Origin of the sequence: Pseudoclavibacter sp. CFCC 11306 (assembly GCF_008831235.1) — a bacterium.
In the GTDB taxonomy this organism is placed as follows: Bacteria; Actinomycetota; Actinomycetes; order Actinomycetales; family Microbacteriaceae; genus Pseudoclavibacter_A.
Map to the genome: position 1 here is coordinate 55,642 of NZ_WBKF01000003.1, position 14,204 is coordinate 69,845.

11 protein-coding genes are annotated in these 14,204 nt (G+C 65.2%); 3 read left to right on the forward strand and 8 right to left on the reverse strand.

Annotation, left to right across the window (positions count from 1 at the left end):
• Positions 1-130 precede the first annotated feature (130 nt).
• Positions 131-2,038 carry a translational GTPase TypA gene (gene typA / locus F8O09_RS09130; RefSeq protein WP_158031915.1) on the reverse strand — a complete coding sequence of 636 codons (1,908 nt, stop codon included), beginning with the start codon at positions 2,036-2,038 and terminating at the stop codon, positions 131-133.
• 187 nt (positions 2,039-2,225) lie between these two features.
• Here typA and F8O09_RS09135 point away from each other — a divergent pair, with 187 nt between their 5' ends.
• Positions 2,226-3,659 carry an MFS transporter gene (locus F8O09_RS09135; RefSeq protein WP_158055073.1) on the forward strand — a complete coding sequence of 478 codons (1,434 nt, stop codon included), beginning with the start codon at positions 2,226-2,228 and terminating at the stop codon, positions 3,657-3,659.
• A 38-nt stretch (positions 3,660-3,697) separates the two neighbouring features.
• Here F8O09_RS09135 and F8O09_RS09140 read toward each other — a convergent pair whose 3' ends face one another.
• The 3 genes from F8O09_RS09140 to F8O09_RS09150 all read right to left on the reverse strand — a co-directional run bounded on the left by F8O09_RS09140 (position 3,698) and on the right by F8O09_RS09150 (position 8,642).
• Complete coding sequence (locus F8O09_RS09140; RefSeq protein WP_158055074.1) at positions 3,698-7,003, reverse strand: DEAD/DEAH box helicase family protein; 3,306 nt, start codon at positions 7,001-7,003, stop codon at positions 3,698-3,700.
• Between the two features lie 12 nt (positions 7,004-7,015).
• A complete protein-coding gene (locus tag F8O09_RS09145; RefSeq protein ID WP_158055075.1) occupies positions 7,016-7,246 on the reverse strand; it encodes an SCO4848 family membrane protein in 231 nt (76 codons plus the stop codon).
• 583 nt (positions 7,247-7,829) lie between these two features.
• Positions 7,830-8,642: a fructosamine kinase family protein gene (locus F8O09_RS09150; RefSeq protein ID WP_225732973.1), complete on the reverse strand. Its 813-nt coding sequence runs from the start codon at positions 8,640-8,642 to the stop codon at positions 7,830-7,832.
• Positions 8,643-8,713: 71 nt separating this feature from the next.
• On the opposite strand from F8O09_RS09150, the gene F8O09_RS09155 reads away from it, so the two are divergent.
• Positions 8,714-9,100: a YchJ family protein gene (locus F8O09_RS09155; protein ID WP_225732974.1), complete on the forward strand. Its 387-nt coding sequence runs from the start codon at positions 8,714-8,716 to the stop codon at positions 9,098-9,100.
• A gap of 17 nt (positions 9,101-9,117) precedes the next feature.
• Here F8O09_RS09155 and F8O09_RS09160 read toward each other — a convergent pair whose 3' ends face one another.
• From F8O09_RS09160 to F8O09_RS09170, 3 genes are all read right to left on the reverse strand, one after another.
• Complete coding sequence (locus F8O09_RS09160) at positions 9,118-9,312, reverse strand: DivIVA domain-containing protein (protein ID WP_158055076.1); 195 nt, start codon at positions 9,310-9,312, stop codon at positions 9,118-9,120.
• A 119-nt stretch (positions 9,313-9,431) separates the two neighbouring features.
• Positions 9,432-10,427 carry an adenosine deaminase family protein gene (locus F8O09_RS09165; protein WP_158055077.1) on the reverse strand — a complete coding sequence of 332 codons (996 nt, stop codon included), beginning with the start codon at positions 10,425-10,427 and terminating at the stop codon, positions 9,432-9,434.
• Between the two features lie 14 nt (positions 10,428-10,441).
• Positions 10,442-11,782: an NCS2 family permease gene (locus tag F8O09_RS09170; protein ID WP_158031921.1), complete on the reverse strand. Its 1,341-nt coding sequence runs from the start codon at positions 11,780-11,782 to the stop codon at positions 10,442-10,444.
• Between the two features lie 159 nt (positions 11,783-11,941).
• Between F8O09_RS09170 and F8O09_RS09175 the strand changes: the two genes are divergently transcribed.
• Entirely contained in the window at positions 11,942-12,946 is a 1,005-nt protein-coding gene (locus F8O09_RS09175; RefSeq protein ID WP_158055078.1) for a LacI family DNA-binding transcriptional regulator, read from the forward strand.
• Between the two features lie 361 nt (positions 12,947-13,307).
• Here the strand turns inward: F8O09_RS09175 and F8O09_RS09180 are convergent, their stop codons facing one another.
• Complete coding sequence (locus F8O09_RS09180; protein WP_158055079.1) at positions 13,308-14,108, reverse strand: hypothetical protein; 801 nt, start codon at positions 14,106-14,108, stop codon at positions 13,308-13,310.
• Positions 14,109-14,204: the final 96 nt, after the last annotated feature.

A 14,204-nucleotide genomic window follows, 5' to 3' on the forward strand; every position in this document is an offset into this window, starting at 1 on the left:
CAAGGCACACAGAAAGAGCGGGTGGTCAGTGGGCATTGCTGCCACTGACCACCCGCTCTTGAGACGAATGTCGCTCCGCGGCGCGGGCACTCCGAAAAACGAGTGCTACGCCGCGTAGACGCCGCGCGACCTACTTCGAGGCGTTGCGACGACGCGAAGCCTCTTTGGCGCGCTCGTTCGCGTCAAGTGAGACCTTGCGGATGCGAATTGCCTCGGGAGTCACCTCGACGCACTCGTCTTCGCGGGCGAACTCAAGGCACTCCTCAAGCGTGAGCTCACGGCTCGGCGTCATCGACTCGAAAGTGTCAGCGGTCGCCGAACGCATGTTCGTGAGCTTCTTCTCTTTGGTGATGTTGACGTCCATGTCTTCGGCGCGCGAGTTCTCGCCGATGACCATGCCCTCATAGACCTCTTCGGTGGGCTTGACGAAGAACGACATGCGCTCCTGCAGGTTGGTGATCGCGAAGGGGGTCACCACACCGGCGCGGTCGGCGATGATCGATCCGTTCACACGGGTCGAGATCGGGCCGGCCCAGGGCTCGTACTCTGCGGCCAGCGTGTTCGCGATGCCGGTGCCCTTGGTGTCAGTCAGGAACTGCGTGCGGAAGCCGATCAGACCACGCGACGGCACGATGAACTCCATGCGCACCCAGCCGCTGCCGTGATTCGTCATGCTCTCCATGCGGCCCTTGCGTGCGGCCAGCAGCTGCGTGACCGCACCGAGGAACTCCTCAGGCACGTCGACGGTCAGCTGCTCGGTCGGCTCGTAGGTCTTGCCGTCGATCTCTTTGGTGACCACCTGCGGCTTGCCTGCGGTGAGCTCGTAGCCCTCACGACGCATCTCTTCGATGAGGATTGCCAGGGCCAGCTCTCCACGGCCCTGCACCTCCCAGGTGTCCGGGCGATCGGTCGGCAGCACCTTGATCGAGACGTTGCCGATGAGCTCGCGCTCCAGGCGCTCCTTGACCAGACGTGCGGTGACTTTGGCGCCCTTGACGCGGCCGGCCAGCGGCGAGGTGTTGATGCCGATCGTCATCGAGATCGCGGGGTCGTCGACGATGATCGGAGGCAGCGGGCGGGGATCCTCGGGATCGGTCACCGTCTCGCCGATGGTGATGTCGGGGATGCCGGCGATTGCGACGATCTCGCCCGGGCCGGCGCTCTCACCTGGCACACGGGTCAGGGCCTTCGTCTTGAGCAGCTCGGTGATCTTCACGTTCTCTTGCGAGCCATCGCTGCGGATCAGCGCCGCCTGCTGGCCCTTCGTGAGCGTGCCGCTGAAGATGCGCAGCAGGGCAAGACGGCCGAGGAACGGCGAGGCGTCGAGGTTGGTGACGTGAGCCTGCAGCGGGGCCTCGTCATCGTACTTCGGAGCCGGAACGTGCTTCATGATGGCTTCGAACAGCGGCTCCAGGTTGTCGCTGTCGGGCAGCTCTCCGTCGGTGGGCCGGTTCCAGCTGGCACGGCCGGCACGACCTGACGCGTAGATGACCGGGACGTCGAGCAGTGCATCCTCGTCGAGGTCGGGCACCTCGTCTTCGAGATCGCCCGCAAGGCTCAGCAGCAGATCCTGGCTCTCTTCGACGACCTCTTCGATGCGAGCGTCGGGGCGGTCGGTCTTGTTCACGACCAGAATGACCGGCAGACGGGCGGCCAGCGCTTTGCGCAGCACGAAACGCGTCTGCGGCAGCGGCCCCTCAGAGGCATCCACCAGAAGCACGACGCCGTCGACCATGCTCAGGCCGCGCTCGACCTCGCCGCCGAAGTCGGCGTGACCGGGGGTGTCGATCACGTTGATCGTGATGTCTTTGCCGTCACTTGCCGGGCCGTTGTAGAAGATCGTGGTGTTCTTCGCGAGAATGGTGATGCCCTTCTCACGCTCGAGGTCGTTCGAGTCCATGACGCGGTCTTCGACCTCGGCATGCGAATCGAACGAGTTCGTCTGGCGGAGCATCGCATCGACCAGCGTGGTCTTGCCGTGGTCGACGTGTGCCACGATTGCGACGTTGCGAAGATCCTCGCGTGAAACTAGGGCCATCAGGTTCATCCTCAAAATGTGTGTGTGCCAGGTCGGGCACGGAACAGACGGCGGTCGGCAACCGCCGGGGCTCCATCGAGACGAAACGAGGAGCCAATCTATCTTAGTTCACACGCGTGAACATGGCGAACGCCATTCTGACGGCGTCGAACCTTCAGCCACCTGCACCCGGTATTCTGTGCCCTGTATGTCTACCGAACCCACCGCATCCACCACCCCGAAGACTGCAGCGTCCTGGCGCGATCTCTTCGCCGCCCCGAGCCGAGCAGCCGTCATCGTGCTCGCCAGCGGAATCGCGCTCTACGGCACCAACGTCTATCTGACCGCGAGTCTGCTGCCGAGCGCCGTCGCCGACATCGGCGGCCAAGAGCTCTATGCGTGGGTGTCGACCGCGTTTCTGCTGCCCTCGGTGGTCGCCTCGCTCTTCGTCGGTCGTGCCCTGGCCGGCTGGGGCGCCCGCCGCGCGTACCTCGTCGCGTTCCTCGGCTTCGCCACCGGCCTGGTGCTCAGCATGATCGCACCGAACATGCCGATGTTCCTGGCGGGCCGGTTCGTGCAGGGCTGCGCCGGCGGCCTGCTGACCGGTCTGGCCTATGCGGTCATGCGCGTGGCCCTCGCTCCCCGACTCTGGACGCGCGCTATCGCCCTACTCTCGGCCATGTGGGGCGTCGGCAACTTCGTCGGCCCCATGCTCGGCGGTCTCTTCGCCGAGTTCGGCATCTGGCGCGGGGCGTTCGCTCCGCTGGCGATCGGAGCGCTCGTCGCAGCCGGCCTGGCGCTGCGCACCCTGCCGCGCACGGCATCCGCGGAACAGCTCGAACGCATGCCGATCGTCTCGCTCACGCTGCTCACCGGAGTCACGGCGGCGCTTTCGCTGACCGTCGTCTTCACCGGGCAGCGGCAGGTGCTCGCCCTGCTCGGCGTCGCCGCAGCGCTGGCAGTCGCGTTCGTGCTGGTCGAACGCAGCGGATCACGCACCCTGCTGCCGCACAGCGTCTACCGGGGCGGTTCGCCGCTGCGGTGGATCTACATCGTGATCGCCGCTCTGTCTGCCGCCTCGACGGTCGAGGCGTTCGTTCCGCTCTTCGGCCAGGAGCTCGCCGGGATGTCGCCGTTCGTCGCCGGCTTTCTGGGCGCGATGATCTCGTGGGGCTGGACGTTCGGCGGCATCCTCACCTCAGGCGCCGTGTCTGACGGCAGGGTTGCGACCCTGCGCGTCGGCGGCCCGATGCTGCTTGCGGTCGGCCTGGCCGGTTACGCCCTAGTGCAGCCGGCGGATGCCGGGCTCGGCACGGTCGCGCTATGGTTCGCCGCGCTGTTCGTCGCGGGCGTGGGCATCGGGTCGTCGTTCGGGCACACGGCCGCCGCAGCGCTGCGCAGCACGGACGACCCCGTGGAATCGCAGAAGGCCTCGGCCGGAGTGAACACGGTGCAGCTGCTGGCGAACACGGTCGGTTCGGCGCTGGCCGGCCTGCTGGTGAATCTCGGCGGGCCGACGATTCCCGGCAGCGCACGCTCGCTGACCCTCTTCTTCGCGGCGTTCGCCGCCGTCGGCGCCGTCGCTGCCTGGCTCGCAGTGCGGCAGACGATGCCCGGCCCGCGGCGCAAGACCGCACGCTAGAGAACTCTGCTCAGACTGCTCGCCGAGGCAGCGGAGGTTCAGCTCCACACCCGACGTCGCTGCGGCGACGGACGCTGCCCTCGACGCGCCTCGGTCATCAGAGGTGCAGCCTCGATGCCACGCGCCTCGATCAGCTCGCAGGGCCCGACGGTGCGACTCCACCGATCTGCGAAGCGCTTCGCGGTCTCTGCACGCCGACCGATCTCCTTCGGCACCGCAAGCAGCGTCGAGGCGGGCAGCAGGCGATCGAGCAGGGCGAGCGGGCCATCCGTCAGAACGCTGGCCAAGGTGACCGGCCCACGATCGATGCGCAGCAGGAATCGCGGGCGTTCGACCGGGCCGAACATCTCGCCGACGGCATCCATGATGAGACGACGGTCGGCCTCGGAGCCGCCGTTGACGCCGAGCGTCCACGAGAGGGGCCGCCTCTTCTCGTCGCGTGTGGCCGCCACCGTCAGGTTGGCACGGCCGATGCGCTCGGTGGTGCCCTCGTCGGCGAAGGTGTCGGCTATCGACTGCAGGGCGCCGACGTAGACCTGCTCGGGACGGGCCCGGTAGCGAATGCGCCGGGCCGCCTCGAGCGTGGGGCGCCAGAGCACGCAGACGCAGACCACGAGGTACACGAGCGCAGCGATGAGGCTGCCCGCTGACAGGCCGAAGCCGAAGAACGTTCGCCCTATGAGCACGGCGAACAGCGCGGCAACGGCCCAGAGCACTGCGGTGAGGCCGAGCAGCGTCGGCACGTGCAGATTCGCAACGGAGCGCCCGTCGCCGAGAACGGCGGCCTGACCCTCTTGGTCGGCGTAGGGTTCGCCGACGCCCCAGCGTCTCCAAGTCGTGGGCCGCGGTTCGAGGGCCGCAAGGCTGCGCTCGGTGAGCTTCGCCGCCGCCTCTGGTCTGACACCGCCTGAGGGTATGCCGCCAGTTTCGCCGCCCTGTCCGAGCCGCACGCTGAGCCGTGCGACCTGCTCCATCGTGAGCGCATGGGCGAGACCAGTGACGATCTCGCGTTCGCTCTCGAGATCGACGCCCCAGAGGTGTTCGTGTTTGCGGTTCAGCCGGCTGAGCTCAGAGCTGCCGTCGAGCTTCGACCGTGCCGGCAGCAGACACGTGACCGTCCAGTTGTGGGCGACCTTACCCGGCCACGCCGGGTCGAGCCGCAGCGTTCGCCCGCGCAGCTGCTGCGTCGCCGCCGAGGTCGCAGTCGCTGTGAGATCGATGAGCGTGTTCATCGCGGGGCAGTCCCAGCCTTCGCCGAGCAGGCCGCGGGTGCCTACGAGCACACGCACACGCCCCTCGGTGACCAGGCGGTTGAGGCCCGCGATGATGGTGGCCGCGCCGGCGTCGGTGACGATGTCGACGACGGATGTGTCAGCCACACCCGCCTGTGACGTCACGGTGGTCTCACTGGCCGTGTTCGTGCTGGTCATGCGCTCGGCCTCTGCCCCGCCGCGCGCCGTGCAGGCTACTCCGCACAGCTGAGACAGGGCGTCCGCGAGCGCCTCGGCCTGATCAGCCCTCGCGCGCAGGTGCTGGCCGGTGACCAGCACCGGGTGCAGCTCGGCGATGACCGGATCTGCCGCGATGGTCTCGAAGGCGCGCAGCGCGCCGCTCTGGGCCGAACCCGTTGACCCTTCTGCTTCCCCTCCTGCGGCACCGCGCTGGTGCGCTCCGCCCGAGACGTCTGAGACGCCCGAGGCACGCCGCTGCGAACGAGAGTTCCCGTGCGTCGCGAAGTCAGTGACCACCACGGCACGCACGAGCTCGCCGTCGCGGTGCAGCTCCTCGTGCAGGATGTCGACGGCCGCCTGATCTTTGGCCGCAGACATGGCCAGCACCTGCTCGACGGTATCTCGCCCGCGGCGCAGCCCGCGATCGGTCAGCCGCCAGCCGAAGTCGGAGAGCACGCGTCGCATCCGCCGCCAGTCGCCTTCACGCTCGGGATCGATCAGCAGCCGCTGCAGCGCGTATCTCGCGAGTACGGTGAAACGGTCTTCGGCGGTCGGGGCGGCAGTCGATCCAGCGGGCAGGCGACCGACCAGCGGATGCCTCGGATCGAGGTCGGCGAGCATGACGGCGGCCGCATGGGCGAGGTCGAAGTCGGTGTCGAACGCCCGTGCGAGGGCGGCATCTCTGGCCGCCTGGCTCTCAACGGCGGGCGGTCGGGAGGCTGGGAGGGACGCGCCGGGGGCATCCTCGGAATCGGGCGACCCGGCAGCAGGCGGCACAGAAGCAGACGACTCAGAGGTGGCCACGGGCGGTTGCAGCACCGAGATCAGCCAGTCGTGCCCGTCGGCCGTGCCGAGGGTGTCGGCGATCAGCTGCTGCAGCTCGTCGTCGTGACGCCGCAGAAAGCGCTGCTCGTCGGAGGTCGGCTCGGTGAACCACACGATGTCGCGAGACGGTGCGAGGTTGCCCTCTCGGATCACCGCCGGAGTCGGCACTTCGTAGTCGACGTCGCCGAGCAGCCGTGCGTAGTTCGCGTAGTGCGGGTCTTCGCTCGAAGGCAGCGTCGCAGTGAGTCCGATGAGCAGCGGAGTGTCGCCGGTGGCTCGGATGCGCGCGACGAGGCAGCGGATGACCAGCGCCCAGTGGTCGAGCAGGTGGTGGCATTCGTCAAGGATGATCGTGCGCACACCATGTGCGACGAGCCGGTCGATCAGCGCGACCGCGTTCGGGTGCAGTGCGCGTTCAATCGTGGCGGGGTCGTCTGCGATCTCGGCCTTGCGGGCCCGAGCTGCGCGGCGGCGCACTCCTGCACGCCATGCCTGAGGGTTGCTCTGCTCAAGTGCGGAGAGCCAGGCGCGGGCATCGTGCTCGGTGCGCCCGCCTTTGACGAGCTCTGTCACCCACATCTCAGCTGCGACGTCGTCGAACGGGTTGGAGCCGGCGACGGTGCTGACCATCTGATAGGTCAAGGCGGTGAGGTCGCCGAGGTGCTGCGGGTCTTCGGAGACCGCAGGCTCGGGCGACGCCGCCTGGTCTGTGGCGCCGGTCGCCAGACCGCTCGCCGTTCGCCCCCACTGCTGACGGATGGTCACTGTCGGCGCGAACACGACGGAACGCCGACCATCGCGCATGGCGAGCAAGAGCCCGACAAGCGTCTTGCCCGAACCCGGTGGTGCGACAATGTGCAGGCTTTCGTGGCTGCCCACCTCGATGCGCTGCAGAATGTCGCGCTGATACGTGCGCAGCGTGCCGGTGAACTGCCACGCGCTCAGCGGATGCTGCGAGTCGGCGCGAACTCCTCTGACAGGTTCTGCGTGCGCAGACGACGGTTCGTTCTGCGGTGCGGCGACAGAGACTCGCTTGTTCGCAGGCCTCTTCTTCTTTCGCTTTTCCACAGCTGTCGCACCTTAGGCAGCGGTCGCAGCGCTCACCAGACCGATGACCCCGGCGACTGCACTCACTGCGGCGAGCATCAAGGCGATCGCGATGAGAATCTGGTGCACTCGCAGAAAGCTCGTGGCCTTGCCGTTCTCGTCGCGAGCGCGCTTATCCTGCGACACACGGCGCAGAAACTGCGGCCAGACGATCACATTGAAGAAGGCGTTGACGAGCAAAACCACTGAGATGAAGATGAGCATGCACACAGCCTAGTTGCTGCGCTTCATTCGAGCTCCGGTTCAGACGCTCGCTGCGCAGTCAGCAGTCAGCCGACAACAGACAACAGACAACAGACAGGGCGTACCCGTGTAACGAAGTCGACGGGTTCTACGCACTCGCACGAGGAAGTCGACATGTTCTACGCACTAGACGATCAGTGCAGCAGATTCTCTACACTCACGAGCTCTCTCCGGCATCCCCAACCGCGAAAGCACAGAACCAGCGACTATCAGCCGCGCATGGCCACACATTCTGCACACTCACGCCAGAAGGCCGACAGGTTCTACTCACTCGCGCTGGAGATCGGTCGGTTCTACGCACCCGTACAAGGAGGCCGACAGGTTCTACTCACTCGCGCAACGAAGTCGACGGGTTCTACGCACTCACCAGCCGTCGCATGCAGTCCGAGCTTCGAATGCGCAGATTCTGTGGCTATCAGCCGCGCACGGCCACACCTTCTACACACTCGCCGAGCATTCGACAGGTACTGCACACTCGGCAGGACAAATACATGAGCCCAGCCACGAAAGCGCAGAACCCGCGAACAGAGTCCGCACCCCGAACTCAGCAGTAGCGTCGGGCCAGGTTCACAGCCGCTTCGATATATCCGCCCGCGTATTTGTACGCATGCATGATGATCATGGCCAGTTCGTGCAGACCGACTCTTTCACGCCACCCGTCTGCCAACGGTGAGACCTCATCGTAGGCGGCCACGACATCCGCACGAAGGGGCAGACCGAAGACCGCGAGCGACGCGAGATCGGTCTCGGCGTGCCCGCCCTGCGCATACGGATCGATCAGCGTCACCCCGGTCGGCCCGCCGTCGTACATCACGTTGCCGCCCCAGAGGTCTCCGTGATTGCGGGCGACGGTGTGGCCTGCTTCGCGCACGAGCGCAGGCTGAACGACGTCGAACTCCCCGGCACGCAGCCGGTCGCAGAGTCGATCGAACACGGCACGCTGGGCAGCGTCGATGTCTCCGCGGTCGCTGAGACGCTCGGCGAACACCTCAATGCGGCTGTCGGCATAGAACGTGCCCCAGTTCAGGGCCGCCTGCGTCTCGTCGAGTACGAGCGGGGTGTGGGAGTGGCCGACCCACGACGGTCCCACCCAGTCGTCCGGCGGGCACCCCCACCACGGAGCCCCAGCGGCATGCGTGTGCGCGAGGGCGCGTCCGAACGCTCGCGCGGATGCCGCAGTCGGCATGGTCTCGTGCACCCGCTCGATGGCGAGCTCGTTCTCGTCGACGCGGAAGACTCGGGCGATGTGCACTCCCCCGTCGGGCTCGGCTTCGGCCAGCCAGCGCAGACTCGCCGCTTCGCCCGGAAGATTGTCACCAGGCCGCTTGGTCTTCAGAAAGATGTCGAGATCTTGCACGTGGCGAGTCTACGACGCGAGACTGTACGGCCTGGGCATATGTGGGCGCGGCGCGATCGTAGACTCACCCTGTGACCAATGATCATTCCGCATCGACCGATCCGTCCGCCGATTCAGCGCCCTCATCGTCGACCAGCGCGCCCGAGGCGTGGCCCGAGACCGCCGAGGCGCTGATGCGGTCACGTTTCGAGGCGTTCCGTCATGAGGATGCCGCCTGGCTGCTCGCCTCCTGGCACCCGCGCACGAGGCCTGCTGAGCTTCGATTCGATCCCGAGGTTCGATGGAGGGGGCTGCAGATCGTCGACACAGTCGCCGGTGGGCCCGACGACGCCGAGGGAATTGTGGAGTTTCGCGCCACATACATGACTGACGGCGAGCGCGGTGTTCAGCACGAGCGGTCCCGGTTCGTGCGCGACGACGGCCGCTGGGTCTACCTCGACGGCGAGGTGCGCGACTGACTCAGACCGGTGGTGTCTCAGCCGCGGGGCAGGCGGGCCGCCACGTCGTCGAGAAAGTCGTCTACGGCATCCTGCGCATAGCCGAGCTGAAAGCGCACGACCGGAAAGCGCTTGCTGCGCAGCCGGTCGACCGTCATGACGCTCGTGGCCCGCTCGCCGCGTTCGATCTGTTTGCCGCGTTCGACCTGCTCACACAACAACTCGTTGCACACGACCCCAGCCTGCGTCTCGGCCGACCTTGCACGCGATCTGGGCCCACACACGTACGCCGTGAGCCTGGCCTCCGGGCAATTCAGCCGTCTTGTGATCCCATCCTTGCAGAGGCGGACGGTCAGTCGCCGAAGACCCGAGCGCGCAGCTCGCTCTTGTCCTCTGCATCGAGGAACGTCGCGTTGACGGAGTTGTTCAGCAGCCAGCTCTGATCTTTGTCTGGTATCACCTCGGCGGCGATCTTCATCTCACGCCGCAGCGTCGTCGGAAAGAGGGATGGGTCATCGGAGTTCACCGTCACGTGCAGCCCCCCGGCGACCATTCCAGCAACAGACTCACGGCGCCACTGCAGCAGGGCTCGTCGCGACGTCGTGAACGCGATGTTGAAGATCGTTCCCTGCTCGGCGCACCGTTCGACCAACTGGGGATCACGCAGGATCTGATACCCGTGGTCGATACGATCGCAGCCCAGAACGTCAAGAGCGGTCGCGACCGTCGCCGCAGTCGGCGCATGCTCTCCGGCATGAGCTGTCCGGTGCAGCCCGTGGCGGCCGGCCAGCTGAAAGGCTGCGGCGAATTTCTCAGGAAAGCCTGCGAGCTCGTAGAAGTCGAGTCCGATGCCGACGATGTCATCGCTGGGGTTGTCGATGACGGTCTGAACCATCTGTTCGGCGACAGCTGCTGTGTCTTCGCGGTTGACCGCCGCGATCGCCCGCCCGTCGACTCCGAGTTCGCTACGAGCGCGCGACAGCCCATCGGCGATACCGGCGGCCATCTCGCCGTAGGCGACACCGTTCTGCATGTGCACTGACGGGCTGAACGCCAGCTCGGCATAGCAGAGGTCGCTGTCACGCTGACCGTCTTCGAGCGCTTCGAAGACGACACGCGCGAAGTCTTCACGGGTCTGGAGGCTGTCAGAGATCAGCTCGTAGACGCGCAGCAGCGGAAACCACGGTCCGTGTGATCTCTCGGCCTCGGTCGGGTCGGAATTGATGCGTGGGTACAGGTCGGCAGCCGGGAGGGGCAGCGCGACGCTGTTCTTGTCAGCGAGCTCCTGCAGCGTGGCGGCACGAACTGTGCCGGGCAGGTGAATGTGCAGATCGATCAGAGACGGCATTCGAGAGCTCTTTTCTACGCGACAGCGATGAAGAAGTAGACGAGGAAGGGAGCCATGACCCACATGCCGGGGTGAACGTCACGCCACTTGCCGGCAAGCACTTTGACCAGTACGAAGCACAGCAGTCCAGCTGCGATGCCCGTTCCGAAGTTGCCCCAGAAGATCGTGCATGCGAGCACCATGGCGGCGGGAATCAGCTCGGTGAGGTCGTCGGTCGAGATGCGGCGAAAACCTGAGAGGATTTTGAGCCCGACCACGATCACAACAGGTGCGGTGGCCGCAGCGGGAATCGCCGCCGCCAGCGGCGTGGCGAACAGCAGCACCAAGAAGCACGCTGCCGTCCAGAGTGACGACGCACCCGTGCGACCGCCGGCCTCTGCACCAGCAGTGGACTCTGCATATGTGGTGACTGACGGGGCGCCGAAGAGCGAACCGCCGATGATCGTCGACGAGTCGACGAGAAATGCCCGCTTCGGGTCGACCAGTGCTGGGCTGCCCGGATGCTTCGCACGGCCCAGATGATCGGTGACCGTCATGATCACACCGGTCGTCGAGAAGAACTCCGATGCGAAGAAGGCGAAGAGATAGGGCAGGTAGTGCGGCGACAGCGACGTGACCAAGTCGATGTGGAAGAGCAGTGAGCCGTCGAACTGCGGCAGCGAAAACGCGGAGCCGTGCAGCTGAGTGAGCCCCAGAGGAATGCCCACCAAGGTGGCGGCGACGATGACGATGATGAATGCGCCCGGAACTCTGCGCGCGACCAGAGCGATGAGCACCACGACCGCGGCAAGCGTCAGAAGAGCTGCCGGGCTGCCAAGATCGCCGAGCTTCAATGATGACTTGCCCGGAACCACCAGCCCGGCTGACCGAAAGCCGACGAATGCGATGAACAGGCCGATCGCCGGGCCGATGGCGAGTCGAATCGAGGCGGGTATGATGCGCGTCACCAGGCTGCGGATGCCGAAGAGGGTGAGCAACAGGAAAACGACGCCCGACCAGAACACCATGCCCATGGCCACTGGGTACTCGATCTGTCCGTCAAGCACGAGGGTGTAGGCGACCAGAGACACGCCGCCCAAGCCAGGAGCCAGCACCATCGGAAGGTTGCCGAAGACGCCCATGGCCGCCGTGCCGAGAATGATCACGGTGATGACGCACGTGGTGATTGCGGCCACGGGCAGCCCGGCGTCTTCCAGCATGCCGGGAATCACGACGACGGTGTATGCCGTGGCCAGGAACATGCTCAGGCCTGCGATCAGTTCGCGAACAGGGGTCGACCCGTTCCCGACGATGTCAAAGAGTGGCCGCGACCGTCTGCGAACGGGCGTCGAGGTCTTGGTGGTGTTACCGGGCATGGATCCTCCTCGAGCGGCTCGTGGCAGAGCCTGCCAAGAGAACGAGCCGCAATGCAAGCGCTTGCATTACTATGATGAGGCTATGATAGCGCGGTCGGACGCTGCACTCCTGTGCACAGCGCTGCTGACGGTCTGCCGTCTGCGAAAGGAGCCCTGTCGATGGTGACGCTGCACGATGTCGCGACGCACGCAGGCGTCTCGACGGCCACAGTCTCACGTGTGTTCGCACGACCCGACAAGGTCAGCCCGGCCACAGCAGATCGGGTCATCCGAGCGGCAGACGAACTCGGCTATGTTCCGAATGGTGCTGCACGAGCTCTTGCCACAGGCCTGACCGGGCTCATCGGCCTCGTCGTGCCCAGCCTCTCGAACAGCTACTTCAGCCCTATCATCACCGCAGTGCAGGCGACGCTGGAGCAAGCAGGATTCGAGCTGCTGGTGGCCGACTCTCACGGTGAGGCCGCACGCGAAGCACACATACTCACACGTCTGCGTGGCCGTGTTGACGGGGTGATCACGGCGAGCCCACGGTCAGCCGACGAAGTGATCGCAGCGCATGCGGCGGTCATGCCCCTGGTCACCATCAACGCCCAGGTACCGGGCGTGGCTTCGGTCGCGGTGGACGTGCACGCCGGCCTCGCCGAGCTCTGTTCATGGCTGCTCATGCGCGGGCACCGCAATCTGGTCTACCTGGGTGGCCCCGCGGGCTCGCGATACGATGACGCCCGATACGCGACCATTCGTCAGCACCTCGATCAGCATGCGGCTGCGGTCACCCGCCTGGGACCTGTGCCGCCGAAGGCCGTGGCCGGCGCGAAGGTCCTGCCTGAGATTCGGGCGACCGGCGCGACTGCAGTCATTGCGTACAACGCGCTCGTAGGCAGCGGGATCGTCTCTGCCGCAGTGCATGCCGGCGTGCGAGTGCCCGATGAACTGGCGGTCGTGGCCGTCGATGACCTCGTCGATCTCGGGCTCGGACTGCCCGCTATGACAGCGATCAGACAGCCGATGTATCAGGTCGGCGTCACATCCGCAGAGCTACTTGTCGAGCTCGCTGCCGCAAGCCGCAGAACGCAGCGCACACAGTCGACTGAAGATGCCGGCACCACTCCGGCGCAGCACCGTGTGCTGCCGACAACGCTCGTGACGGGAGCCACTGCCTGAACGACCGCAGAGCCCCAGCGCTCGCGTTGCGGGAAAGAGTCCTGAGACTCCGCTCGATCCTGTGCAGCAGGTCAGGGGATGTCAGTCTGCGTGAGGATGTGGACGCGGCTGGTGAGGAATCGGAGTCGCGGATGACTTCGCCGAAATGCAGCTTGTCTGCGTCGAGCTCGTCCAACTGTGCAGTCGGCCGGCGCAGCTCATACGTAAGCTGTTGAGCCGCCTCAGGAACTCTGTGGCGTTGTCGGTCAAGACGCAGTGCCGTGCCGATCCTGTTATGCGGACTGCACTGCTGCCGCTCGTTCGTGCCAAATGTATCTTACGCACGGGTGATCTCGAATCGGCTAGAATAGAATACGTTCACCTATTTTTGCGTTAGGCGTAGGAGCTCTTCCACCGCCTCCGAATCACGACTTGCCAACCGCACTTCCGTGACCTCCTGAGTCGTCGTCTGGAAGATGCCCGTCAAGCTGCAGGTTACCGGCTCTTTCAGCCTGATCGCGATTGAACAACCATCTGGTCCGGGGAACCGCGCAACTCCTCCTTCGACCGAGTCTTTCAATGTCGAGATGTCCATGACTTGTTGCACTGATTCAACTTGAGAAAAGTCGAACTTCGTTGCCAGACGATGCCCCGAGCGCAAGATCAGTGTTTGACCATCTACATAGTGTGGGAACTGCTTTGGAAGGACCAAGAGCCCCAGCGCAAAGATAACTGCGTAAATATGCAAGAAGGCCAAAACAGCTTGAGCGACAGGCCATCGGCTGAATACGACATGTAGGATACCGCCCTCGACGACCAGCATGCCAAGAAAAATCGGAAGAACCACCCCTGTCTTTGGTGGCCTAAGAACATAAGCTCGACGGGGTACACGCGCAGGAAGCCGGAGCGCCGTTCGTGTCACCGACAGCAAGGCAGCGATCTCATTGCTTACAAGACGCCTGACGACAATGGGAATCGCGTCAACGAATATCAGCTTCCAGGTTGAAATAATTCCCAAGCCACGTCGGTTGACGACGAGAGAGATTGTCACGATAGAGACCCAAATGACGTCAGCAGCAAACAGCTCTACGATGACTGCTGGCCGTGTGGCTCCATTCAGATATAAGGTCAGCGCTGTGGCGCTCAATAGAGGAAGCACGCACAGGACTCCGCGTAACAGCATCTTCGGCAGCTTGAGCGATGACGTTGGCACGAATTCGACCCCCTAGTGCGAACTGCTGAAAGCGTCGCGCATGGTGATGAATTTATCAGACGCTGA